At 46.7% G+C, this 24,221-nt stretch carries 21 protein-coding genes; 15 read left to right on the top strand and 6 right to left on the bottom strand.

All coding sequences use genetic code 11. The features are described from left to right. The first annotated feature begins 147 nt into the window (after positions 1-147). The 4 genes from RIF36_RS17990 (at position 148) to RIF36_RS17975 (ending at position 3,913) form a co-directional block, all read left to right on the top strand. A complete protein-coding gene (locus tag RIF36_RS17990; RefSeq protein ID WP_350123010.1) occupies positions 148-423 on the top strand; it encodes a VF530 family protein in 276 nt (91 codons plus the stop codon). Between the two features lies 1 nt (position 424). Further along, on the top strand, positions 425-1,153 hold the full coding sequence (locus tag RIF36_RS17985; protein ID WP_350123013.1) for a carbon-nitrogen hydrolase family protein: 729 nt from the start codon (positions 425-427) through the stop codon (positions 1,151-1,153). A gap of 247 nt (positions 1,154-1,400) precedes the next feature. Then, the gene (locus RIF36_RS17980; protein ID WP_350123015.1) at positions 1,401-1,703 is read left to right on the top strand and encodes a TfoX/Sxy family protein; all 303 of its coding nucleotides are present in this window, start codon (positions 1,401-1,403) and stop codon (positions 1,701-1,703) included. A 107-nt stretch (positions 1,704-1,810) separates the two neighbouring features. Further along, positions 1,811-3,913 carry an outer membrane protein assembly factor BamB family protein gene (locus tag RIF36_RS17975; protein WP_350123018.1) on the top strand — a complete coding sequence of 701 codons (2,103 nt, stop codon included), beginning with the start codon at positions 1,811-1,813 and terminating at the stop codon, positions 3,911-3,913. Here RIF36_RS17975 and RIF36_RS17970 read toward each other — a convergent pair whose 3' ends face one another. Together RIF36_RS17970 and RIF36_RS17965 are read right to left on the bottom strand one after the other, a co-directional pair. Next, positions 3,914-4,207, bottom strand: a complete 294-nt coding sequence (locus RIF36_RS17970) for a chaperone modulator CbpM (protein ID WP_151997470.1) — start codon at positions 4,205-4,207, stop codon at positions 3,914-3,916. It lies immediately after the preceding gene. Further along, positions 4,204-5,100, bottom strand: a complete 897-nt coding sequence (locus RIF36_RS17965) for a DnaJ C-terminal domain-containing protein (RefSeq protein ID WP_350123021.1) — start codon at positions 5,098-5,100, stop codon at positions 4,204-4,206. Before RIF36_RS17965 ends, RIF36_RS17970 begins: the two co-directional genes overlap by 4 nt. A gap of 240 nt (positions 5,101-5,340) precedes the next feature. Here RIF36_RS17965 and RIF36_RS17960 point away from each other — a divergent pair, with 240 nt between their 5' ends. Beyond that, positions 5,341-6,075 (top strand): hypothetical protein, encoded by a 735-nt coding sequence (locus tag RIF36_RS17960; protein WP_350123024.1) that lies wholly within the window; start codon positions 5,341-5,343, stop codon positions 6,073-6,075. A 57-nt stretch (positions 6,076-6,132) separates the two neighbouring features. Next, on the top strand, positions 6,133-6,921 hold the full coding sequence (locus RIF36_RS17955; RefSeq protein WP_350123027.1) for a polysaccharide deacetylase family protein: 789 nt from the start codon (positions 6,133-6,135) through the stop codon (positions 6,919-6,921). 11 nt (positions 6,922-6,932) lie between these two features. Here RIF36_RS17955 and RIF36_RS17950 read toward each other — a convergent pair whose 3' ends face one another. Further along, a complete protein-coding gene (locus tag RIF36_RS17950; RefSeq protein ID WP_350123030.1) occupies positions 6,933-8,084 on the bottom strand; it encodes a DUF819 family protein in 1,152 nt (383 codons plus the stop codon). A gap of 219 nt (positions 8,085-8,303) precedes the next feature. Here RIF36_RS17950 and RIF36_RS17945 point away from each other — a divergent pair, with 219 nt between their 5' ends. The 8 genes from RIF36_RS17945 (at position 8,304) to RIF36_RS17910 (ending at position 18,533) form a co-directional block, all read left to right on the top strand. Beyond that, complete coding sequence (locus tag RIF36_RS17945) at positions 8,304-9,275, top strand: ligand-binding sensor domain-containing protein (protein ID WP_350123033.1); 972 nt, start codon at positions 8,304-8,306, stop codon at positions 9,273-9,275. Then, a complete protein-coding gene (locus RIF36_RS17940) occupies positions 9,272-10,306 on the top strand; it encodes a hypothetical protein (RefSeq protein ID WP_350123036.1) in 1,035 nt (344 codons plus the stop codon). The genes RIF36_RS17945 and RIF36_RS17940 overlap by 4 nt, the downstream gene beginning before the upstream one ends. A gap of 2 nt (positions 10,307-10,308) precedes the next feature. Continuing rightward, positions 10,309-11,271, top strand: a complete 963-nt coding sequence (locus RIF36_RS17935; RefSeq protein ID WP_350093999.1) for a transporter — start codon at positions 10,309-10,311, stop codon at positions 11,269-11,271. A gap of 107 nt (positions 11,272-11,378) precedes the next feature. After that, the gene (locus tag RIF36_RS17930; protein ID WP_350123039.1) at positions 11,379-14,186 is read left to right on the top strand and encodes a CHAT domain-containing protein; all 2,808 of its coding nucleotides are present in this window, start codon (positions 11,379-11,381) and stop codon (positions 14,184-14,186) included. Between the two features lie 167 nt (positions 14,187-14,353). After that, positions 14,354-14,902 carry a hypothetical protein gene (locus tag RIF36_RS17925; RefSeq protein WP_350093993.1) on the top strand — a complete coding sequence of 183 codons (549 nt, stop codon included), beginning with the start codon at positions 14,354-14,356 and terminating at the stop codon, positions 14,900-14,902. Positions 14,903-15,011: 109 nt separating this feature from the next. After that, positions 15,012-15,458, top strand: coding sequence for an SRPBCC family protein (locus RIF36_RS17920; RefSeq protein ID WP_350123042.1), 447 nt, complete (start codon positions 15,012-15,014; stop codon positions 15,456-15,458). Between the two features lie 176 nt (positions 15,459-15,634). Beyond that, positions 15,635-17,491: a cation:proton antiporter domain-containing protein gene (locus tag RIF36_RS17915; protein WP_350123045.1), complete on the top strand. Its 1,857-nt coding sequence runs from the start codon at positions 15,635-15,637 to the stop codon at positions 17,489-17,491. Positions 17,492-17,519: 28 nt separating this feature from the next. After that, positions 17,520-18,533, top strand: coding sequence for an esterase-like activity of phytase family protein (locus RIF36_RS17910; protein WP_350123048.1), 1,014 nt, complete (start codon positions 17,520-17,522; stop codon positions 18,531-18,533). A gap of 15 nt (positions 18,534-18,548) precedes the next feature. Here the strand turns inward: RIF36_RS17910 and RIF36_RS17905 are convergent, their stop codons facing one another. Continuing rightward, positions 18,549-20,060: an FMN-binding glutamate synthase family protein gene (locus RIF36_RS17905; RefSeq protein ID WP_151997477.1), complete on the bottom strand. Its 1,512-nt coding sequence runs from the start codon at positions 20,058-20,060 to the stop codon at positions 18,549-18,551. Positions 20,061-20,200: 140 nt separating this feature from the next. Further along, entirely contained in the window at positions 20,201-22,414 is a 2,214-nt protein-coding gene (locus RIF36_RS17900) for a M28 family metallopeptidase (protein ID WP_350149474.1), read from the bottom strand. A gap of 264 nt (positions 22,415-22,678) precedes the next feature. Between RIF36_RS17900 and tpx the strand changes: the two genes are divergently transcribed. Beyond that, positions 22,679-23,179 (top strand): thiol peroxidase, encoded by a 501-nt coding sequence (gene tpx / locus RIF36_RS17895; RefSeq protein ID WP_350123053.1) that lies wholly within the window; start codon positions 22,679-22,681, stop codon positions 23,177-23,179. Positions 23,180-23,259: 80 nt separating this feature from the next. On the opposite strand, the gene mdh is transcribed toward tpx, so the two are convergent. Then, positions 23,260-24,186, bottom strand: a complete 927-nt coding sequence (gene mdh / locus RIF36_RS17890) for a malate dehydrogenase (RefSeq protein ID WP_350075372.1) — start codon at positions 24,184-24,186, stop codon at positions 23,260-23,262. Between the last annotated feature and the right edge of the window lie 35 nt (positions 24,187-24,221).

Raw genomic sequence — 24,221 nt, 5'->3', positions numbered from 1 at the left:
CTTGTTCGCTTGGGGCTCAGTAGTCCTGGCGGCATATGATACTTTCCTGTGGCACAAGCTAATTCTACAAGCAACAAAATAAATTGACTGTGGCCGATGAATCATTAACTTTATAGCATAATGCAGATCAACCATTTAAATAAATAAATGACAAACGAAGACCCAGGAAAAAGTGGCCTTGCTGGCCGGATAAGCAAGTTAGCCAACTCTGAGCAGCGAAACAATCCTCTTCACGGGGTAAGACTGGATGCCATTCTGGAAGAACTGGTAGCTAAGCTTGGCTGGGAAGAACTGGGCAAAAAAATCAACATCCGCTGTTTCAACTACGATCCTTCCATTAAGTCGAGCCTGGCATTTTTACGAAAAACACCCTGGGCCAGAGAGAAAGTGGAGCAACTTTACCTACGTGTGATCAAAAAATGAGATGAGGATTTGTGTAGCGCAAACCCGGCCGATTAAAGGCGATATCGTTGCCAATATTGAGCAGCACAAAAAGCTCATCCATCAGGCTGTTGGTAACAAGGCAGATGTCATCGTTTTCCCTGAGTTGTCGATCACTGGCTATGAGCCAACCCTGGCCAGGGGCTTGGCTATGGACGCCAGCGATACAAGGCTTGATAGCTTGCAACAGATAGCCGACCTGCATGGGATAATTATCGGAGCAGGCATCCCAATGAAGTGTCGTAATGGCATCAACATCACGATGGTACTTTTTCACCCCAATGCACAAAGGCAAACCTATTCCAAAAAATACCTCCACGACGATGAAGAACCGTTCTTCGTAAGCGGGGAAAATAACGCCACGTGCATAAGAGGCTCGAACGTTGAGTTAGCGATCTGCTACGAAATATCGGTACCTGAGCATTCGGCCAATGCCGGTAAAAATGGCGGCAAAATCTACCTGGCCAGCGTGGCCAAATCCGCTAAGGGAGTGAAAGCAGCCCACCAAACCCTGTCGGGCATTGCTGCAAAGTATGGCATGACGGTTTTGATGGCCAATTCGGTGGGGCCAAGCGACGATTTCGTGGGAGCCGGTGGATCGGCGATTTGGGATAAGAAAGGAAAACTCGTGAGCCAATTGGGTTCGGACTGTGAGGGGCTATTGATAGTTGACACGGAAACTCTGGAAGTGGATGTGAAGGAGTTCTACTAGTTGAACCTGGCTGTCACTTTGTGCAAAGTAGTCCGGATAACCTTTCTCCTGTGATGGTCTACATCTGCAATGAACGACTCCAGAAACTACTTTTCCCACAAATATTCTGACCTGCCAACTACCTGGAAAGCGCCTTACATGACGACTAAATATGTCCACGCAGTAAGCATATTAGACCATCCCAGTCAAATTCGTATCTTTAGCTACACAACCAACCTCACACTCGATGGGCGTCAAAGGAGATAAAATGACAAAGGAATCAGCTAGTTCTGTAGAGTGGCTGGTAGAGAAATTATCCCCCATTGAAGGGATCACCGTTAAGAAAATGTTTGGGGGTCATGGCATATTTCATGAATCCACCATGTTTGGCATTGTAGACTCCAAAGGCCAGTGTTTTGTGAAGGTGAACGAAGCACTTAAAAGCACCCTTGTTAAAGCCGGAGCCAGCCAACACAGCAAAATGCCTTACTACTCCATCCCGAAAAGCATATTAGAAGATCAGAAAGGCCTTGTTGACTTAGTGAACAAGATTATCGCCGATACAAAGTGACATAGAAACTAAAAGTTTCATGACTCTCATAAATCCCGTTAGCTTATGTTGCCATGCTTGACACAAAAGGATCGCAACATTTCCAACTCCTTTGTATCTTTCTCTTTATGAATAAAAGCACCACAGAACTCTCCTTATGCCGGACAGCTTATCTATTCACCTTGCTGGCGTGTTTTGGATGTTCATCAACTGACACCAACTGGCCCGAATACAATGGTGGCCCTGATCGGAATCACTACTCTGAACTAACCCAATTCAACAAAGAAAACGTCAATCGCCTGGAAAAGGCATGGGAATATAGCTCAGGTGGCGCCGATACCACAAAAAATCAAACGCAGATCCAGTGTAACCCTATCATCATTGATGGCATACTCTATGGCGTTTCGGCAGGTTCGCAGGCTTTTGCGTTAGACGCCGCTTCGGGGCAGGAATTATGGAAAACCAACTTCAATGACAAAACCTTTTCCATGACCAGCCGGGGTGTTACGTACCAGGCTGACGAAACAGGAAAGCGGATTTTTTTCGGGTATGGGCACCTGCTTTACTGTCTCGACGCAAAAACTGGAAAGCCTATTTCCTCCTTTGGAGACAATGGAAAAATCGACCTGAAGCAAGGCCTGGAGCGCCCAACTGCCGACGATTACGTCGTGTACAACACGCCCGGCGTCATCTTCGAAAATCTGTTGATTACTGGCGCCCGTGTGCAGGAAAACTCCTCAGCCTTGCTGGGCGATGTGCGGGCCTTTGACGTTCACACAGGTGAGCTGACCTGGACTTTCAAAACGATTCCGGAAAACGGCGAATTTGGCAGCGACACCTGGCCACCCAACGCCAGGCAAAATACAGGCGGTGCCAACTCGTGGATGGGCATGGCCATCGATAGGGAAAATGAAATAGTGTATGTGCCCACCGGTTCGGCTGCATTTGATTTTTATGGTGGCGACCGGGCAGGCGACAATCTCTTTGCCAATTGCCTCCTCGCCCTCAATGCCAGAACAGGCGAGCGCCTATGGCATTTTCAAACCATGCACCATGACATTTGGGACAGAGACCTCCCCGCTCCTCCCAACCTGATCACGCTGGAAAAAGACGGTCAGCAAATACAAGCAGTGGCCCAAATTACAAAGCAGGGCTACGTTTTTGTATTCAACCGCCTCACCTGGGAGCCACTGTTCCCGATAGAAGAAAGGCCCATGATTACAGAAGGAATGCCAGGTGAGCAAGTAAGTCCTACCCAGCCCTTCCCCACCCTGCCCGAGCCTTTTACAAGGCAGTCATTCACCTCGGCTGATGTGCGAACCGATGCTCCCGACCGGGAGGAGATTCTCCGTCAACTCAGCGAAGCAAAAACAGGACGGACCTATATCCCGCTGACTGAACAACGAACCATCTTCTTTCCGGGGACTGATGGAGGCGGTCAGTGGGGTGGTGCGGCCGTTGATTCCGAAGGCGTGATGTATGTGCCCGCCAAGGAAGTTCCGGTATACTCTTCGCTTACCAACGCACCTCAGCAGCAGGCTCTAGCCTCCTCCAGCACCTTGTATCAAATTCATTGCGCTTCCTGCCATGGCAAAGACATGACAGGCGATCACAGCGGTGCCTACCCTGCTATTAAAGACTTTAACAAGAGACGCACAGCTACCGAGGCATATAGCATCATAGAACGAGGCCGGGGAATGATGCCTGCTTTTACTCAACTGAGCAACGCCGAAAAGAAAGCCATTGCCGACTACATCATGGGCATTGGAGATGCGACCCTGACAGTCTCAACTGACTCCCGCTCTTCGCCTTACAAACATACTGGCTATAACCGGTGGTACTCGGAGGACGGCTACCCTGTGAACACACCACCGTGGGGCACGCTGACTGCCATTGACCTGGCCTCTGGCAAAAGAAAATGGCAGGTGCCACTTGGTGAATTCCCAACGCTGAGTGAGCAGGGATTTCCACCAACAGGCACTGACAACTACGGCGGGCCGCTGGTGACCGGAGACCTCATTTTCATAGCAGCAACCCCCGATCAAAAATTTCGTGCGTTTGATAAATTGACTGGTGAACAGGTTTGGGAAACTGATCTTCCGGCGGCAGGCTATGCTTCGCCATCGACTTACTCAGTAAATGGAAAACAATACCTGGTGATTGCCTGCGGCGGTGGCAAGCTGAGAAGTCGTTCAGGAGACAGGTACGTCGCTTTTGCCTTGCCAGACTAGCTAGTCTTCATATAGCTTCAGTCGACTCCTTACCTGGCTGAGTTCCGTCTGTAGCGCCTCAATTTTGTTCAGCAAATTGAATACGACATCGATGCCTTCTATGTTGACATCCAGCTCATGATGCATGCGGATCATCTTTTCGACGGCATTCATTTGGTCTTCATGAATGTACTGCGTTTGCTCAAGCGTCTCTATCTCGATCAACCCAATCTCTCCCAGGCCAATAAAGAAGGTGGTCTCCACTTTATAGTGCTCGCAAAGTGTTTCTATTGGTATGTGGGTATCGGTTTTCATGGTCTTCTCAATTTAGCAAGTTCGCTCAACAATTCTTTCTCTTTGCTGGTCAGGTTCGTAGGTATGGAAATCTGGTAAGTCACATACAAGTCGCCAAACGCTCCCTCTTTTTTGTAGACAGGAAAGCCCTTTCCTTTCAGTTTCACCTTCGATCCATTTTGGGTTTCTGGCAGCACCTTCAATTTCACTTTTCCATCGAAAGTATCAATGGTGATTTCTCCGCCTAGCATCGCTGTGTACAAATCGAGGTCAACCATAGAGTAAAGGTTATCGCCATCGAGTTTGAATTTGGTATCGTTGGTAATAGCAAAGGTGATGTAGAGGTCGCCTTTTGGCCCACCGCTCATTCCATCACCTCCATGGCCTTTGATCTTGATTACCTGCCCGTCCTTCACTCCGGCAGGGATTGTCAATCTTATCTTCTTGCCATTAACGGTCAATGTCTGCTTCTGCGTATTGTACACATCACGTAAACGCAAGTGTAATTCAGCATGATAATCTTGTCCTTTGAATTTCACACTGCGCCCACCCGTTCTACCGGCACCGCCTCCGAACATTGATTCAAAAAAATCTGAATAGTCTTCTCCGCCAAAGCCTCCTGCAGTCTGCTGCTGAGTACTTCCTCTCCTTTGATGCTGTTGTGCTTTTGCCTTGTCAAACTCGTCGGCATGCTTCCAATCCTTGCCGTAAGCATCGTACTTCTTGCGGTTTTCCGCATTGCTCAGCACTTCGTTCGCCTCGTTCACTTCCTTGAACTTCCTCTCCGCCTCTTTATCGTTGGGATTTACGTCAGGATGATACTTCCTTGCCAGTTTGCGATAGGCATTCTTTATTTCCTTCTCTGTAGCTCCTTTTTCTATCCCAAGAAGCTTATAATAATCAATAAATGCCATTTATGTGTGTATTCTAATTGCTTTGCAAGATATCACTGTAAATATCTGATCGGGCGCCTTTCTTTTAGCTGACTAGCGTCATTCATTCCTGAGATTCTCGTCAGCTGGTGGTAAGCAATCCATCACAAGCAATATCATAGAAAGTTACGTCACACGAGCCGAGCCTAACAAGCACATTTTATCGGCCTCTCTGATATTCAACTTCTTTCAGCTAACTTGGTATAGAACATCAATATATCTATGAAACCTATCCACCTACTGCTCTGGTTTTGCTGCTACTTCCTATGCACATCTTGCCAGGATAAAACACGTCCAAACGAGGACAAAGGTGAAGAAACGACTAGTGAGGCCTCAAGCAGCCGGGAAGATGGCGATGTAAGTAAGGAGTTGATCCCCATTTCGTCCTCCGATTCATTGCACATCAATGGCCTGATCAATCAACTGACAGGAATAGAACGCTTTGCAGTAGAGAATAATTTCAACCTGTTTGCCAGCCTCTTACAGCATGCCAACGACGGCAGTTTTGATCGGGTCAATAACATTCTGGCCAGTTCGACTGATTGGTTACAGACGTATGAAATAATTGCCTTGGATAAAACAGGTGGTTATATCGAATATGCTCCCAGAGGTGCCGAAGTCACCTATAGTATGACGTATTGGAACTTAAAGGATGGCACAAAACTAATAGCAAAGGTTGAAAAAGGCTGTGGTCCTGTCTGCGAGTCTGAAATTCATTTTTCAAAATACTTCAATGGCATATCTTCTATTCAGAAAACTTCGGACATCATCCCCACATTCGACACTTTAAAACCGCTACTGATAGCCAAGTACCCGAGCGATTGCGACCCTTGCGAATTTATTTTCCATCTTCCACGCAAAGGGAAAAACATCACGCTTTGTGAAGAAAGTGATGCCTCAGGTGAGAAATGTATTGTCCTTGTTTGGAAAGATGGTGTTTTCGATGTTGAAAGTTAGGTAGCAGTTGGATTTGATTTTGCTAACTTTCACCCAAAAGCCTATCACCGCCGCTCCATGAAAGAACCCTTGGTCTTCGTCATAATGCTTTGCAGTTTTTTGCCAGTCAAAGCTCAAATCCTCAAAAAACCCATCGAAGACAAAACCGTGGTGCTGACCTTTGACGATGCCCCGGCAAGCCAGTATTCGGTGGTAGCTCCTCTGCTTCAGCAATATGGCTTTGATGCCACCTTCTTCGTCTGTGAATTTCCTCCAAACTACAAAGACAGCTCACTTTACATGAACTGGAGGCAGATCAGAGAGCTCGACCAAATGGGGTTTGAGATCGCCAGCCACACCCGGTCGCATGCCAGGGTGGCCAGTCTTACCAAACCTCAATTGATCAAAGAGCTTACCTATATTGAAACCAAGTGTGATTCCCTGGGAATAGCCAAGCCAGCTAACTTTGCCTACCCAGGCTACAGCCTCAGCCCGTTGGTCGTTAACACACTTGACGAACAGGGTTATGCATTTGCCCGTGCTGGCGGTGGCCGCCCATACGACCCGTTGAAAGACCACCCCTTGCTGGTTCCCAGCTGGGCCATGGACAGCACAAATAGAGATGAAATCATGCAGGCACTTAATGAGGCCAAAGACGGCAAGATCGCTGTGCTTACCATTCACGGTGTACCTGATGTGGAGCACCCTTGGGTGACTACCCCTCCAGAGCTATTTGAGGAATACTTGAAGTACCTATCCGAAAACGGCTATAAAGTACTCTCTATGAAAGGGCTTGAGCGCTATATAGATGTGGAAAAGGCAAAGAAAACGCTCACGCCAGATTACAATCTTCGGCTAAAGAACTGATCGGAGCGGCATCACAAAAGCACCTCCGCCACCAAAAAGCCAATGTAGGTACCCAAGCCAGTTCCAAGGGATCCTATAACTATAGAAGGCAAAAGCAGGTCTTCTCTGTTCAAACTTTTGGCAAGCGCCATGGCAGATGACGGCCCGCCTACGTTGGCTTGTGAGGCAATGGCTACCACATCCCAATCCTGCCGAAGCAGTCCACCCACGCCAAAAATAACAAGCCCATGCACAGCTACAATGATCAGCGTAAACAGACCGATGTAAATCGCCAGTTCGCCAATCCCTTTGAGGGCGGCCAACTCGCAAAAAGCGCCAATAACAGCCAGAAACAAATAAACTGTAAAGAGGCCGAGTAAACGACTGCCCTGTAATTCTCTTATGCCTTTGAATTGCGCTAGTCCAAGAGCAATGGTTGTCACTATCAATATGGAAGGGAAATTCCACCCATACGCTTCGTTCAACGCAACAGCCAGCCAATCTGCAAATAGCAAACTTCCGCCGCCCAACGCCAACAGTACAGCCAGCGACCAAATAGAAACCATTTCCCTTGCTTCAGGCAGTTTTCCTTCAATATCCCTGGTGGAGGCACGGTTACCGACCCTCTTCCATATTTTACCGAGCATTCGTGGCAAAAGTAAGGTAGCCACCATCCACGTCGCAGTGAGAATATTGTCCACCGCAACGGTTCCGGCATATAAACCACCCTCTTTCATCACTCCATAATGCAGAGCAATAGCGTTAAAATTGAGGCTTCCCCCTATGTAAGTACCGGTCATCATGCCTGCCAGTGCCTTATAATGCTCTCCAAAAACCACCGGCCCGTTCACGACCCAAATGGCCATCAGCGCTCCCAGGCTTGTGCCAACAGCCCCCAGAAGAAACATGCTGAGCATAGGCAGGCCTGCCTTTTTCAAATCAACCAATCTCACATCCAGCAGCAAAAAGAACACTGAAAGTGGAGCGATGAAGGTAAAAATCCCTTCGTAAACAACCGAAGACTCAGTGGCGGACGGAATAATTCCCAGGTTAGCAACCACTGCCGTGAGAATAATTACGAGCAGCGTGGTACCCATGTGCTTGAGAAAAGTATGGTTCTCAAGCCATTCACTGATCAGGATATTGAAGACAAGGACGGTAAGCACCCACAAAGGATTTGACATCTGAAATAATATTAAGGCCAGGAAGGAAATTAAGACAAAAAGAAACCGATTGAAACTTAATTAATACATCCGCAAATGGTATTGCCAAAAAGTTCGGGATACTTACTATTCAAAGTGATCGCCAAGTGCTGAAAGGCACGGAAAAATTCGTCCCGAAAGAATTTGAATTCATGCTACTTATTTCGTAAATTCCTAATAATCAAATACCTATGAAGGCGCATGAGGTTAATTTTTGCTTTTTTGCTGCTTTTCTCCGTTTTTCTTTCCTGCACTGACGATGATGGGGTAATTCAACCGGATTCAACCGTTGAGTGGAAGAACCTTAAAACGAGCGACGGGCTTCCGTCCAATGAAGTCTACAAGCTATTTGAAGACTCCAAAGCCAATGTATGGATTGGCACCGACAAAGGAATTGCTCTTTTTGATGGCGAACGCTTCAAATCGTTCAATCAAATCAATGCACAACTTGGCTACGCAGATGCGATTACTGAAGGCCCGGATGGCGAAATATGGGTTGGTTCTGCGAATGGCATTGCCCTCTATGAGGAAGGGGAATGGTTTTTTTTCAACTCGATTGAGGGGCTTGACCTTGGTGTGATTTCGCTCCAATCAACCCGAGCGGGAAAAATCCTCATGGGCACTACTAATCTTGGCATCTTGATTTATGATGGATCAGGCTTTCTCCAGCTATACGATGAAGATTGTTCAGAGTGCAATTCTGCAAGAGTTTTCCTTGAAGACATACAAGGCCAAGTATGGATTGGAACTGACGGTGGGCTGAAACGTTTGAAAGGCAATCAGGTGACGCTTTTTACCACTCAAGGCCTTTCCGTGAACCAAATCAGGACTCTGGAAGAGGATCAATGGGGAAGAATTTGGGTGGGTACTCTGTATGGTGAAGACCCATTGGCCTTTGAAAATGAGCGTTTCAGATTCATTAAAATGCAAAATGGATTGGAATTAAACCCGATCTACGCCCTTGCTGAAGACCGTGGGGGCACCATGTGGCTGGGCCTAATAAAAGGAGGGCTGATCACATACGACGGGGCATTCATGAAACCCATTACCTCTTCAGAAGGGCCGGGATTGGAGACCATATTTTCTGTGATCGAACGTTCCAATGGTGAAATTTGGGCAGGCACCTCAACCAAAGGAATTTTTATCTATTCACCCTCAGCGACCACACCATGAGATATTTTTTCTTGCTCATAGTGCTTTCATTCCCATTACTTGCGGTAAGTCAATCAAGCAGAGACACTGTCTTTTTGAAAGAGAGAACTATGGATCGCCCGTTGATTGTGCATGATCATCAGCTACGGGTGACCGGACTATACGGATTTTCGACCATTACAAAAAAGTTTGATGAGTCCTCCGGCAGGATCAAATTATCCGACGAGGGATCTTCCAATATGCTTCACAGAGGTTCGGTGGACATTCGCTATGGGTTTTTAAATATCCTGCAGGTCAACGTTGCCCTTACCTATGTCAACAATTATCAAAGAGCCCAACCGATTCTTTCATTTGCCCTTGACGGCAGCTACGTTGAGACATACTACAACAGCTATTACTCTGGTTTTCAGGACTTGTTTATTGGAGGCAGTATTTTAGCACCATGGAAAACCAGGAAAATAGACCTTGTGCTGTCAGGAGGGATGACATTACCAACTGCCAATTCAATGATGCCACAACCAGGTCACACCTACGAGCAGGGAGCTGGTTCTACGAAAATTACCTATAACAGGAACTACCCTGTTGGCTTGGGGGTCGCTAAAACCTACGTGGGAACCCAGTTCAAATATCGTTTGAAAAATATGGCTTTTACAGCCTCTCTGCGCTACGGGTTTCCTATGGGAGAGTCAGAAGATGTGGATTGGCGTTATCGGGTAGTTCTCAACGAATTCAGTTATGAGCGCCACACATACAGGCTGGCTCATCCATCTTCATACAGTGCCCTTCTTGAAGTTGAATATCAGCTATTTCCGTTTGTGAATGTCTTTTTAGACTTGGCTCAAGACGCTTTCATTGGCGGGTGGTCCGAAAGAACTACTGTCAAAACCGGTTTCCCGGATCGGAAATTTACTATCCTTTCTCCCGGAATTGAAGTACTGCTAACTTCAAAATTCTGGCTAAGACAGCAGGCCATTTTTGGAATCGCTGGGCAAAACACCCTGGCACCGTTTAGTATCAACACAAGCCTGATGTATAATTTCTTTCCGTTCTAACAATGAAAAGAATCGGGATCACCGTACTATTCCTTTACACACTGGGGAGCCAAATACAGGCTCAGACGGAACAACAAATACTTCCATCTGAGCTTAAAAAACAAACACTAATCACTCAGCCGGCTACGCTGTACAAGGGGTTCTTCAGAACAGGACTGAGTGGTAGCTACATTTTTTTAAACAAGGTTTTCAATGCTGACAGCAAGCGTGAGTCTATTTCTAATTTTTTTGGGTATGGATATACAATCACTGCAAGTGTGCAATATGGTGTGACTGATCGATTACAGGTTGAATTGGCTGTTCCTTTCTCTACTCAAACCAACTACCTTTCTTTTTTGGCTCTTTTTCCAGGCGACAACGCCGAAATTCAAAGAACGTATAAAAACAAAGGTTCAGGGCTTGGAGACACTTATCTATCTGGTAGTTATCAATTGATAGCTGGAAATGGAACAAAGCCTGCTTTGGTTGCCAGGGTTACGGCCTTTCTTCCAACAGGTGAAAAGAATCCGTCAAATATAGTTAGCGAAAACGAGTATGAGCTACCCATAGGCAGCGGTAATTTTGCGACGGAACTCAGTCTGATGCTACGGCAAATTAACTACCCCTTCTTGTTTACTTCATGGATTAGCTACAAACACAAATTTCCAGGAAATAAGATTGCCTACCCTTTTGAGCCTGCTTCCGATTTCCATAACGGAGGACTATTCAACGTAAGCGGCTCCGCAGGATTTCACGTTAACGAATGGATGGCGGTATTGAACGACCTGGATTTTGACCTAATCGGGAGAGACAAGGTAGAAGACGTGTATGTAGATACTGAAGCAAAATGGGCGTTGGTTTACCGGCCACATATCAGTTTCCAGGTCAACCAAATCCGTATCAACCAGGCACTATCATTTCCACTTTTTGGCAAAATGAGCGGTGCCGACCCCTCCTATTTGATCATTGTACAGTATGTCTTCTAATGATAGGGCCCATCCTCTATAGGTGCTTTTTTATCACGACAATAGTCGGCGTGTGTCTACTTGAAAGCTGCGTCACCACATCTGTATCCTCCACTCAAACCATTGCCATGGGGGACGCAATGAACAACCAAAACCGATATTCGGAAGCCATACAATACTATGAGAGCTACTTGAGGGACAGCCCATCTCTAGGGCTTTATCGCAATTATGAACTTGAAAGTGATGTCTACAGAAAGCTGGCCCACGTAAATAGTACCCAGGGGCGGTATTCAAATGCGATAGATCAGCTGCAAAAAGCCTATGAGATAGATAGCGAAATCAACAAAAATAATTTACGGGCAGCCGAGGATTTGCGCCAGCTAGGGCTTACCTACAGCTACACTGGCGATTACCAAAGTGCAACCAATTATCTCCGGCAATCACTTGCTGCTACGTCAGGGATGGGGGCTAGTGCGAAATCGGAGCAAAAGTTGGCTGTAGCTGATACCTATCTGTCTCTGGCGAGTGTTGAACTGGCGCTTGGCAACATTCAGCTAGCCCTAACCAACACTGAACTGGCGCTCGCAATCTACGATAAGCTTCCCAATGAGTATGTGGGCAAAGTGGAAGCTTTCCTGATCACTGCACAGGCGCTTACTGTGGTATTTGAGCTTGAAAAAGCAGAAGCGGCCGTAGAAGAGTCTCGAGCTATTGCCGAAGCACACCAAATGAATACTGCCCGTCACCTTCAGGCTGAAAGTGAAATAAGCCGTCTAAAAGGGGACCTGGAAGGCAGCCTGAGAAAGCGGCTTGGAGCGCTTGAAGAGGCAGAAAAATCAAATATTACGCCGCAAATAGCATGGGCTCAACTTCGGGTCGGTGACGCTTACAATGACCTTAGTGATGGCAAAAGTGCCTCCACATTCTATCGGCGTGCCCAATTGCTGCAGCAACGTTCCGGTACCGATACTTCTTCACTACAGCCTTCTATTCAGCTGAGGCTGGGCGACATCGAACAAGCCAGAAATGTGTGGGGTAAGTCTGGGTTTTCCTTAGGCGTTGGCATTGCCAACCTTAAGCTAGGACAGCAGCTCTTCGCCAGTGGTCAAACGGACTCAGCCTTTTCCTATTTTTCAGAATCCGGGGCTGTCTTCGCAGATGCTAGCAACACAGAAGGGCTGATAATGTCGAATCTTGGGCTGAGTCAGTGCCACATCCAAAAAAGGGAATACCAGATGGCACTCTCTCTGCTCAACGAAACGATCAGGTTGAATGGTCAAGCCGGGCACCAGCCGGATGCACAATGGCAACTTTGGTTTCAGAAGGGGCTTGCCTTCGATGGATTAAATAAAACGGACAGTGCTATTCACGCATACTTTCTATCTATTGACATTATAGAGGGTATTCGTGGCTCCATCACAATTGAAGAGTTTCGAAGCTCCTTCTTCGAGGACAAAACGATTGTTTATGATCAACTCATTCAAAGTATTCTTCGAAAAGGCGTGGAAGTAAATTACCGGGGACGGAAGGTTCCTGCGGGTGAACTAGCCTTCATATTCAACGAGCGGGCGAGGTCTCGCACTTTCCTGGACATGTTGGGAAATAAGAAAGTGCCGCCAAGAAAATCGGTTGACAACGCCTTGCTTGAACGAGAGCAATCACTAAGGTTAAAAATCCAACTACTCGGGCAGCAGATCCAGCGCAATGAATTGAGTGGCAAGGATGAATCGGCCATCCAGGCTGAACTTGAAAATACACAAAAAGAATATGAAGAAGTTGTGCAGAGAGTCAAACTTGCAAATCCAGCATATGCCGGAATGGTATCGCTGGATCCACCACAACTGCCTGATGTACAATCGAAACTAAATAAGGAAACCGTTCTGATAGAGTATTGGGTCGGAAAGGAGCAGGTAGTAGCGTGGGTGATCGGCAACGGCCTGTTTCACTATAAGCTCCTCGAAACAAACCAAGGGCAACTGAAAAACGACATCAAGGCGCTGCGCAATTCTATCAAGTTTAACCTGCAAAGCGAAATTGACAACCGTTTAGCCTCACTTCACTCGCAGCTCATCGCCCCCCTTAACGAATGGATTCAACCGTATGACAATATTGGCATTATCCCTCACAGTAGCCTGCATTTCTTGCCATTTCAAGCCCTTGTTGATGAAACGGGTGTCTATTTAATAGCCGACAAAAACTTATTCTTCAATCCATCGGCTGCTATATACTATCTCAGTAGCAACTCAAAGGGCGAAAATGGAAAAATGCTAAGTGTAGCACTGGGCAATCACATCATTGGAGCGCACAAGGCATTGCCCGGCACCCAGTTTGAGATCAATCAGATATCACAGTTTTATCAGCAATACACTCCGAGGTACGGCGAAGGAAATTCCGAAGATTACTTCAAAGAAAATGCTCATCAATATAACCTAATTCATGTTGCCACCCATGGCGTGCTGTCCGACAAGCAACCCTTATACTCCTATCTGCTCATGTCCGCATCTGAGCAAGAGGATGGCAGGCTGACAGTAAATGAAATCATGGATATGAAGCTCTCTTCAAAACTTGTAACCCTCAGCGCCTGTGAAACTGCCCTCGGCGACTTGAATAATGGTGATGAATTGGTGGGTTTGAGTAGAGCATTTCTTTATGCTGGCACTGAGGCGGTCATAGTAAGCCTTTGGACTGTGGATGACCTGTCCACCTCGCTACTCATGACCAAGTTTCATCAGTTCTTGAGTGAAGACAACTCGCCTGCGCAAGCACTTGGCATGGCACAAAGAGCGATGCTGAAGCAGGAGTTTCAGCTTTCCGACAGCAGAGGGGTGAAATTAAAATGGGAAAACCGACTGGAAGAGGAAGTGGGCGTTGCTAACAGGTTCCGCAGCAGCCCATACTATTGGGGTCCTTTTGTTCTCATAGGAAATGGAAATTAGTAATAACGAAAACGTAACCCTCTGTGGCAGAGACAATCAAACTCACAAGCTAAATTCTGCAAAGTGGATTTCTTATTTGAAACAGGCCTGGCAAAATAGTAGCTGACCGATCAACAATTGAAGTATCGAAAACAACAATCTCTTTCACCGTTTTAAACTCTACGGCCATGAAAAATTACTCAGTTCTTCTATTCGCAACGATACTATCCTTTTCATGTATGGCTCAAAATACATTTGAAGTGAGTGCCGCTGCGGGCTACACAGCAGTGGATCTTGATGCCCTTGTTGAAAAAGATGAAGTCTCCGGGTCCTATGTCGCCGACTGGAACCAACTTAGCGCTGGAATTGGTGTCCAATATTTTTATGCAGCCAGCGAAAATATAGGGTACGGCGCAGAGCTGATGTATCACCACCTGTACTGGTACAGCGTAAGGATACCCTTCGGCACCCAGGTGATCTACCGGGACTATTCGGTAACCGCCTTTAGGATAACCCCAATCGTTAGATTTGGCATAAACTCAGCCGTATCCTTTGATATTGGCCCCGAACTGAACTTCTCCGACGGATTGGAAGTGGGCTTTATGCTCGCTGGTGGTTATAACATCTCACTGTCTGACAGATTAACTGTTCCCCTGAAGCTTCGCCTTGATATAATGAACAGCACCGTCATTACCCTGCCTGTTACGATCAACGCCGGACTGCGGTTCAAACTGTAGGAAATTGCACACTGCCACTTAAAAAACCGATAGATCACCTCCACTATGCTAAATTGTCCTGGATCACCAGACTTAATCGTCATTAGTCACCAACAAAAACATTAAAGGAATGCAGTCAGTAGACATTACAACAGAAATAACTTTTTCAAAGCCAATCGAAAAAGTGGCTATCTACGCCAGCGACCCCGACAATGCACCGAAGTGGTATGTGAATATAAAATCTGTCGAATGGAAAACCCCCAGGCCGATAGCAGTAGGAAGTAAGGTGGCTTTCATTGCAAAATTCCTTGGCCGCAGGCTGGAATACACATACGAAGTTGTAGAACTCGTTCCGGAACATAAGCTTGTCATGCGAACTGCACAGGGGCCATTTCCAATGGAAACAACCTACACCTGGGAAAGCTCCTCAAACGGGGGCACTAAAATGACCCTGCGAAATGCAGGCAGCCCTGCTGGCTTTTCACGACTATTTTCCCCATTCATGGCTGCTATGATACGAAAAGCGAACAAAAAAGACCTCCAAATGCTAAAGCAAATACTTGAGGGAAATAACTAATTGTTCTCCCTAACAAGCAAGCAAGGCAACTCAAAGTGAATCATTCCTTGCTTCAAAGAATATTGCTATCACGGTAATAGTTAGTGCAAGTTTTGAGTTCATATCAGTCAAAATTCTGATTGCAGTCTGTGATTGTTATATTGGGGGTCGACCTAACCCAAAAGTCAACCTTCGTTATGGAAAATAGCATTAATTACCTTCCTCTTTTTATAATCATGGTGGTAGCCTGGCTGGTGCCTATGGCATTGACCTGGGGACGGGTAACCAAAATCCCGGCGGTCATTGTCGAGATCATTGTGGGCGTTATCATTGGCCCCTACGTGCTTGACTGGATTGAAGAAACTCCCTACATGCGGTTGCTAGCTTACTCGGGCTTTCTGTTCCTTATATTTCTTTCGGGGCTCGAAATTGACCTTGGAGAAATATACCGCTCGATTCCAAAAAAAATCAGAAAAATAGATCTGGTAAGCAATTCAATGTTGCTGGCTATCACCATCTACACGGGATCACTTTTATTCGCCATCCCATTTTCCTTGCTTCTGCATTTTTTCTTTAACACCGACGTCGTTTTCTTTTCCATGCTTCTTCCGACCGTGGCGTTAAGTGTTATCGTCCCTATTATTAAGGCTGACGGCGAGCTCAGCCGAAAGTTTGGAAAAATCATTTTGATGGTTGGTGCCATTGCCACCATCATGAGTATTATTCTGATTTCCATTTATTCAGGAATCCTGAAGAATGGGTTTGAATCTGAGCTTCTTCTCTTCCTGGTCATCTTTGTGGTTTTCTTTGTCGCTTACAAAGCCGGAAGATGGCTGATAGGGATACGTACGTTTCAAAAATTACTTTACACACTTGAACACGCCGCCTCCCAAATCAGAATTCGTGGTACCGTTGCGTTACTGCTGTCCTTCGTGGTGGTGGCCTACCTTATCAAAACAGAACTTGTATTGGGTGCCTTCTTTGCTGGCTCTCTCCTCTCCATGTTTTTGAACAAGCAGCGATCCGCTCTCATGTTTAAGCTTGATGGGATGAGCTATGGCTTTTTTATTCCCATTTTCTTCGTGATGGTGGGTGTCAATCTCGACATCTCTGCCCTGAGTGAGTTTCAAAGATCAATCCCATTAACCCTGTCTATTTTGGCCGGATTCTTTATCACTCAGGTATTGCCTGCTTTTGCCATGGCAAAGATATTTGGATGGAAAAAAGCCCTTTCAGGAGGCCTCCTGTTGTCATCGAGAATGGGGCTGAGTATAGCTACTGCTCAAATAGGCCTCTCGCTTGGCGTAATCAGCCAGTCTACAAATTCCGGCATTGTAGCTGCTTCGATCCTCGCATCCGTTTTGGCTCCTATGCTTTACAAATTGCTTCACAGCGAAGGCGAAGTGAATTTTAATTTGTATTTGTTTGGAGGCAGCAAAGCAAGTCTTTTGCTCGCAGAGCGTTTGAAATTGCATGGTTTGAACCTCTTTACCGTGGTAACCACCGCAGAAGATGTCGAAGCTTTAAAGGAAAAAGGAATTCAAGCAGCCTATGTGCCTAACCTGGACACCTACTACCTTCGTAAACTGAAGATAAGACCGACCGACCAGGTGGTTATTCTGACTGATTCATTTGCCATGAACAAGAACCTGGCTTTGTTTCTGGAACAAGAGCTGAATCACAAAAAAACCATCACGCTTACGAAGGACAAGCACTCCACACTCTTTAGTGAGACCTCGGGAGTGAAGCTTGTGAACATTGAAGACACGCTTGCCAGCCATGTGGAAAACCTAATCATGAGGCCCGACTCCTACCAGGCCTTTTCAGAAAGCTTTGGATTATACAGGGTCGAAGAAATTCTCATGAGCAATTCTCAACACGACAGAGAAAAAGTAAAAAAAATAGCCTTTCCTCCCTCGGGCTCTCTGGTGATGTTCCGTCGAAACAACGAGATTTTCATCCCGCACGGGGATACACAGTTATTGTTGGGCGACGTAATTACGGTGATTGGAAACACCCAGGCGCTCGAAGAATTCCGCAATAAATTGGAATAATCGGTTTCGATATATATAAATTGGAGCGATGAAATTAACCCGCCGACTAACCTGTTCACTCGCTTTCCTTTTCCATTGTTTTTGTATCTCGCATTGGGTGGACGCACAAGTCTCTTTTGACACCGAGCACTCATTCTTTATTGAAATCCCGTTCGATACATCGGGCGTTTTTGAAGGCCAGGAAAAGCCCTTTGGAGGCATTTCCGCCATCACATATTCCGGGCACGAAAGTGACTACTATTTACTGTCCGATGGCCTTCCAGCCCGGTACTACACATTTAGCATCGACCCAATAAAGAGCCTGAGCATCGTTTACAAAGACGTATACTATCTGGCGGAAAGCCAAATTCGTGGTGAAGGAATGGCGCTTTCAGGATCAAGCATGTTTGTGTCCGATGAGAGGGATATTGACAATGTAGAAAAGACACTTGTGTGGCAAGCCGACGCTTCAGGAAAACTCCAAAACATCAAAGACCTGCCCGTCAGATACTATGGAGAAATGTACGACAATAGCGGCTTTGAGGGCCTCACCATCAGTCCCGATCACAAGAAGCTTTTCCTGGCTATGGAAAGGGCACTGCCAACGAGCGGGTGCCGGAGCATCTTACCGATTCTTGAGTACTCATTGGCAGATCATAGCACCAAAACATACTGGTATCAAATGCAATGGAATACCAAAGGCAATGGCATTAGCTCCTTGGTGGCTCTGAGCGACTATGAGTTGCTGGTCATCGAGCGGGACTACCTGAAGGCAGAGGACCGCAACGAAGTGAATATTTACAAGATTACGTTGATCGAAGCATCCAAAAATAACGACTCCGACTGTCCACAGTCAGGAGAGTCGGTATTGGTGCCTGAAAAGATTTTCTCATTCAGTCAAGACCTCAAGCTGGGCGGACAACCCTACAAAGTCAATAATATCGAGGGGGCCACCTTCACTCCTGACGGCCAATACCTTCTACTGGTTTCGGACAACAATTTCGGCAACAAAGGCAACCGCACCCCCACTCAGCTGGTCGCTCTGAAGGTGACTAAGTTCTAGCTTTCAACCTCTTCCTTATTCGTCTACCCTGTTCAATACCGAATCGGGGAAATAGCGGTTAGTAAGGGCCACCATTTCGTCTCCTTTCACAAACATGCTAATGTTGATTTCCTCAGTATGCTTACAGCCACAAGCTCCCAGCAACTCGAGCACCGCTTCAATAGTATTATGGTGAAAGTTGTATACTCTTTCAGCCTTGTCAGTGACCACAAGGCCTTTGACCAGTTCACCGTCTTGTGTAGCAACTCCCGTGGGGCAATCGTTGGTATTGCAACGCAGCGCCTGAATGCAGCCGATGCTGAACATAAACGCTCTGGCGGAATTGCAGATATCTGCTCCTAGCGCTTTCATCCGTAGAATAGAAAAAGCGGTAAGCACCTTGCCACTGGCAATCACCCTTACTTCTTCTCTCAATCCGAACTTTTTCAACGTGCTGTGCACAAATATCAGTGCAGGCTCAAGCGGAATGCCCACGGAGTCTGAGAACTCAAGTGGAGCTGCTCCAGTGCCGCCTTCTGCCCCATCAACGGTAATAAAGTCTGGCCAAACACCCTCTTCCTTCATTTCCTTACATAGCTCAATGAACTCTTCCGTCCGTCCCACGCAAAGCTTAAAACCGATCGGCTTCCCGTCGGAAAGTTCACGTAGCTCGGCGATAAAATGAACCAGGCCTTTCGCATCGCTGAATTTCTTATGACTAGGAGGTGAAATAATAGTGGTATGAGGCTTCACACCTCTGATCTTTGCAATTTCTTCGGTATTCTTTGATCCGGGTAACACACCACCGTGGCCAGGCTTCGCCCCTTGCGAAAGCTTGATTTCAATCATCTTTACCTGGGGAGTAGCAGCCTTTTTCTTGAATTCGTCGGGATCAAAATCTCCATCGTGCGTGCGGCAGCCAAAGTATCCGGTTCCTATCTGCCAGGTAATGTCTCCTCCTCCTTCGAGGTGATAATGTGAAAGACCACCCTCGCCAGTATTATGGTAGAAGTTGCCCTTTTTTGCCCCCTTATTCAGGGCAAGAATGGCGTTCTTGCTCAGCGACCCGAAGCTCATAGCCGAGATATTGAGCACAGAAGCACTATAGGGATGCTTACAAAATTTACTTCCTATATCTACCCTTGGAAACTCCTTCACAGGCTCGGTGGCATATATCGAGTGCCTTATCCCTTCATAGTGTTCATCGTTGATATTCAGTTGAGTGCCAAAAGGGTGAGTAGCGTTCACATTTTTTGCCCTGCGATACACCAGCGCACGGTGATTGCGGCTAAATGGCTTTCCATCCGTTGACTTTTCAATGAAATACTGCTGAATCTCAGGAGAAATCAGCTCAAACAGGTAACGAAAGTATCCCAGAATTGGGAAATTTCGGAGGATAGTGTGGCTCTTCTGAAGCCTGTTCATAATGCCCACAAAAATCAATGGGCCAATAACGATAAATGCCCACAACATGGGGGGCCAGAAATAGCTTACAATGCCAATAAAAATTACAGAGATGACAATGAACCTGTAGAATAGGTGTCTCATACTGACTAGAGTTGATAGTAAATTCTTAAAGATTGAAATCTTTGAGCAGATTTCACGGAGCTAGCCAAATAATATTTTAAAAAATGTGGTTTTCCACATAAATCCGGCAGCATCCTATGGCGAGGATGCTGCCGGGGTAATTACTTTGCAGCGTCAATGATCTTATCGAGGTGGCTGTTGAACTTGTCAAGCGTTGCAGCCAAAGTGACTATCTCTTCCTGAGCTTCTGCCCATTCCTCTTGCTCTATAGCTTCTCTCACACCAGGAAGCGTTTTTACGCCATATCCTGTGTAAAAACCTGGCGCATAAATCTCGTGCTTAAACCAATCTCTCCTGGGCAGTCCGCTCTCATCAATCAATGTCCTCTCCGACTGATAGAGCAACTCATTCACTTTCGTCCAATTGCCAGGTGCTATGCTTCCCGCCTTGAGCAAGCCTTCCACCACAGCTGCCTTTTCCTTCAATGTTGCCAGTGATGTTTGCAATGGGCTAAAATTAAGATAAGGCACTTCGCTGGGGGGTAGTGGCTTATAGTTAGGCTGTTTCGGATCGGCAGCCAGGTCGTAGTAGTTTTGCTTTAGCATACCGTTGATCTTTTCCGCTTCCTTTCTCATTTGCTCCGGCAGCTTCATTACCTCATCGGCGTAAGTGGCAACAGTGCTATAGAAATGATCGAACTCAAAAGGAAGAATATCGGCGTTGGCAAGCCTCATGGTCAAACGCCCGCAAACCTGTGCCAGCACTACTCCATACACCATCCCAGGATCCTGGAACCTGGAATAGTGGTCGTAAGAGTCGTAAATGGAATGGTACTCTCCTCCGCCGCTTTCACCACCAAAGCCGACGTTGAGCGAGGCGATACCCAGGTGCTGAATAAACGGGGTAAAGTCAGACCCTGACCCTAATGCGCTTATTTGGAACCCTTTGTGGTCTGGGTTGCCTGAGTTCACAATGTCAAATGCCTTTCGTCTCTCTGCCAGCGTCACCCCTTTTTGCGGGTCGGTGACCGAGGCCGCTACCTCTCCCACCAGCTCTTCCAGCGTATGAGATCCACCTGCAAAAAGGAATCCTCTACCATTTCCGTCGGTGTTGATATAAGCAACCGCTTTTTCTTTCAGCTCTGCAGCATGATCTTCAGCCCATTCAGTTGACCCGATTAAGCCAGGTTCTTCGGCATCCCAGCCACAATAAACCAGCGTTCTTTTGGGCTTCCAGCCCGTCTTTGTCAGTTCAGCAACTGCCCTCGCTTCTTCCATCAAAGCCACCATGCCACTTACCGGGTCGGCAGCACCATTTACCCACGCATCGTGGTGGTTGCCACGAATCACCCACTGATCAGGAAATTCGCTGCCTTTCATTTTGGCAATGACATTGTAAGCAGGCTTGATATCCCAGTTGAATTCCAGTTTCAGGTGAACCTTTGCCGGGCCAGGGCCTATGTGATAAGTGATAGGCAGGCCACCTCTCCAGGATGGGGGAGCTACAGGGCCTCCCAAAGCATCAAGTAGCGGCTTTGCATCGCCGTAAGAAATCGGAATCACGGGAATTTTAGTCAATGTAGGTGCCGTCTTGATATCCAGCCTTTTTGCGTCTTTTGTCGCACCAATCCCTGGCGTCAAAGGGTCACCAGGGTACAGCGGCATATCCATCACTGAGCCACGCTGAGCACCCTGCTCGCTTCTGTAAGGCCCTTCAGGGTACACATCGCCCTGCACATAGCCATCATCAGCCGGGTCAGAATAGATGATACAGCCAATAGCTCCTTTCTCGGCCGCCAGCTTGGGCTTGATGCCCCTCCATGAGCCATAGTATTTGGCTATCACTATTTTGCCCTTCACATCTATGCCTGCCTTTTCGAGTTCTTCGTAGTCGGCTGGCACGCCGTAGTTAACATACACGAGCTCTGCTGTTACGTCTCCGTCGGCTGAGTAAGCATTGTACACGGGCAATTGCTCCTTCGTCTGCCCGGACGTAGCATCTTCTTTTAGCGCAGGCTCCACAAGCCCCGCTTTAAAACGTGTTGGGCCTGTCATTTCCAGCAGCCTCACTTTAGGGGTGGGAAACAGCACATCGTAGCTCACCACCTCAGCATCGTAGCCCCACGATTTAAACATCGCAGCCATAAAATCGGCATTGTCTTTGTCAAATGGCGACCCCACGTGGTGTGGCTTTGACGACATACGCTTTAACCACTGATCGAGGTTTTCAGCCTTCAATTGCTGATCAAATTTTTTCTCCAGTTCCAGCTCAGTAGCCGGATCTTTGAAGCCCATAATGCCTTTGTCCTGGGCAAAGGCACCAGTGGCAGACAAGCCTAAAGCCACAAGGGATAAAAAAGTAGTAAGTCTCCTCATTCGTTTTTTTCTTTAATATAGAAAGAAATTAACCTGAGAGAGTAGCCTTGTACAATGAAGGAAATATCACTTGAAGAGTGGCTGGTTAAGAACCCATACTGTTCTAAATTAAGCGTACATATCCCATCGATCTGATTGCATTGTTGACCCTCACCTCCCAATAGATTATTACTTAGCAAGGGGAATTATTCCTGCTTCGTCTCGGTATTCTAACAAAGCATTCATTATTTAGTTGTTCACATAAACCGTTAACAGACTATTCAAATGGCTAGAATTACATTGGGTGGAAATCCATGCACCACTATTGGCGAACTTCCTGTAGTAGGGTCTTCAGCACCAAATTTTAAATTGGTAAAAGCAGATATGTCGGAGGCATCTTTGTCTGATTTCAAAGGAAAGAAAGTGATCCTCAACATTTTCCCAAGTGTGGATACCAGGGTCTGTGCCACCTCGATAAGAACGTTTAACAAAGAAGCATCATCATTCGACAATACAGTCGTTTTGTGTATCAGCAAAGACCTGCCTTTTGCAGCCAAAAGGTTTTGTGGCGCCGAGGGCCTGGATAACGTAATCACGCTGTCGAACTTCAGAGACGGCAACGCTTTCGGCAAAGCCTATGGCGTAGAAATTATCGACGGTAGGTTCCAGGGCCTCGATGCCAGAGCTGTAGTAGTGATAGACGAAACAGGCAGGGTAGCATATACCGAACTTGTGCCGGAAATTGGCCAGGAGCCAGATTACGAAGGTGCACTGAAGGCGGTTTAAATTAGTGAAGACCTGATTGGTCATAAAAAAGGCACCAGAGATAATTCTCCGGTGCCTTTTTATATGTGTGATTTGAAGGACTATAGCTCCAAAGCATCGTTCATATTGCGAACAGCTGCTGCGCTGGCCTCAAATTTGGCTTTTTCTTCAGCGTTAAGCTTGAAGTCAACTACTTTCTCCCATCCGTTTTTGCCAATGATCACAGGCACACCTACGCAGATGTCTTTTTGACCATATTCGCCTTCGAGATACACCGAAGCGCTCATTAATTTTTTCTGGTCACGCACAATGGCCTCAATCACGGCTGCCCCTGATGCTCCCGGAGCGTACCATGCTGAAGTACCCAACAGGCCGGTAAGTGTAGCACCACCAACCATCGTAGCTTTCGACACTTCTTCAAGCTTCTCTGCTGAAAGGTAGTTGGATACAGGTGTTGAATTATAAGTAGCCAGACGAGTCAAAGGAATCATGGTTGTATCGCCATGCCCACCAACTACAACACCCTGCACGTCATTGGCATTGCAGTTAAGCGCTTCAGCCAACCTGTAGCGGAAACGGGCGCTGTCAAGGGTGCCACCCATGCCAATGATTCGATTCTTAGGTATACCGCTTGTTTTAACAGCGAGATAGGTCATCGTGTCCATAGGGTTGCTGATCACCACAATGATAGCCTCCGGAGAGTGCTTGAGCACATTTTCAGTTACTGACTTGACGATACCAGCATTGGTGCCGATCAACTCTTCACGGGTCATGCCTGGCTTTCTTGGGATGCCTGACGTGATTACTACCACTTTCGATCCGGCTGTTTTGCTATAGTCGCCAGTAGTACCAATGATTCTCGAGTTGAATCCATTGAGGGTTGCACATTGGTTGAGGTCCATTGCCTTGCCTTCCGCAAAGCCTTCTTTGATATCGAGGATCACAATTTCGTCAGCCAGTTCTTTCATGGCTGCGTATTCAGCTACACTGGCCCCCACGTTTCCAGCGCCAACAACGGTAATTTTCATATGTCTATTTTTTTAGGAGTTGAACCATTTAATAA

Origin of the sequence: Imperialibacter sp., assembly GCF_040222815.1 — a bacterium.
GTDB lineage: Bacteria > Bacteroidota > Bacteroidia > Cytophagales > Cyclobacteriaceae > Imperialibacter.
Note: the sequence above shows the minus strand (reverse complement) of the source record. Positions and strands in the feature narration are given on the sequence as shown.

Excerpts from the sequence above, each read along its gene's own strand:
- RIF36_RS17985 (WP_350123013.1), top strand. The coding sequence starts at position 425 with ATGAGGATTTGTGTAGCGCAAACCCGGCCGATTAAAGGCGATATCGTT.
- RIF36_RS17945 (WP_350123033.1), top strand. The coding sequence starts at position 8,304 with ATGAGGTTAATTTTTGCTTTTTTGCTGCTTTTCTCCGTTTTTCTTTCC.
- RIF36_RS17900 (WP_350149474.1), bottom strand. The coding sequence starts at position 22,414 with ATGAGGAGACTTACTACTTTTTTATCCCTTGTGGCTTTAGGCTTGTCT.
- RIF36_RS17940 (WP_350123036.1), top strand. The coding sequence starts at position 9,272 with ATGAGATATTTTTTCTTGCTCATAGTGCTTTCATTCCCATTACTTGCG.
- RIF36_RS17955 (WP_350123027.1), top strand. The coding sequence starts at position 6,133 with ATGAAAGAACCCTTGGTCTTCGTCATAATGCTTTGCAGTTTTTTGCCA.
- RIF36_RS17915 (WP_350123045.1), top strand. The coding sequence starts at position 15,635 with ATGGAAAATAGCATTAATTACCTTCCTCTTTTTATAATCATGGTGGTA.
- RIF36_RS17925 (WP_350093993.1), top strand. The coding sequence starts at position 14,354 with ATGAAAAATTACTCAGTTCTTCTATTCGCAACGATACTATCCTTTTCA.
- RIF36_RS17960 (WP_350123024.1), top strand. The coding sequence starts at position 5,341 with ATGAAACCTATCCACCTACTGCTCTGGTTTTGCTGCTACTTCCTATGC.
- RIF36_RS17930 (WP_350123039.1), top strand. The coding sequence starts at position 11,379 with ATGGGGGACGCAATGAACAACCAAAACCGATATTCGGAAGCCATACAA.
- RIF36_RS17910 (WP_350123048.1), top strand. The coding sequence starts at position 17,520 with ATGAAATTAACCCGCCGACTAACCTGTTCACTCGCTTTCCTTTTCCAT.
- RIF36_RS17975 (WP_350123018.1), top strand. The coding sequence starts at position 1,811 with ATGAATAAAAGCACCACAGAACTCTCCTTATGCCGGACAGCTTATCTA.
- RIF36_RS17980 (WP_350123015.1), top strand. The coding sequence starts at position 1,401 with ATGACAAAGGAATCAGCTAGTTCTGTAGAGTGGCTGGTAGAGAAATTA.
- RIF36_RS17990 (WP_350123010.1), top strand. The coding sequence starts at position 148 with ATGACAAACGAAGACCCAGGAAAAAGTGGCCTTGCTGGCCGGATAAGC.
- RIF36_RS17970 (WP_151997470.1), bottom strand. The coding sequence starts at position 4,207 with ATGAAAACCGATACCCACATACCAATAGAAACACTTTGCGAGCACTAT.
- RIF36_RS17935 (WP_350093999.1), top strand. The coding sequence starts at position 10,309 with ATGAAAAGAATCGGGATCACCGTACTATTCCTTTACACACTGGGGAGC.
- RIF36_RS17965 (WP_350123021.1), bottom strand. The coding sequence starts at position 5,100 with ATGGCATTTATTGATTATTATAAGCTTCTTGGGATAGAAAAAGGAGCT.
- tpx (WP_350123053.1), top strand. The coding sequence starts at position 22,679 with ATGGCTAGAATTACATTGGGTGGAAATCCATGCACCACTATTGGCGAA.
- mdh (WP_350075372.1), bottom strand. The coding sequence starts at position 24,186 with ATGAAAATTACCGTTGTTGGCGCTGGAAACGTGGGGGCCAGTGTAGCT.
- RIF36_RS17920 (WP_350123042.1), top strand. The coding sequence starts at position 15,012 with ATGCAGTCAGTAGACATTACAACAGAAATAACTTTTTCAAAGCCAATC.
- RIF36_RS17905 (WP_151997477.1), bottom strand. The coding sequence starts at position 20,060 with ATGAGACACCTATTCTACAGGTTCATTGTCATCTCTGTAATTTTTATT.
- RIF36_RS17950 (WP_350123030.1), bottom strand. The coding sequence starts at position 8,084 with ATGTCAAATCCTTTGTGGGTGCTTACCGTCCTTGTCTTCAATATCCTG.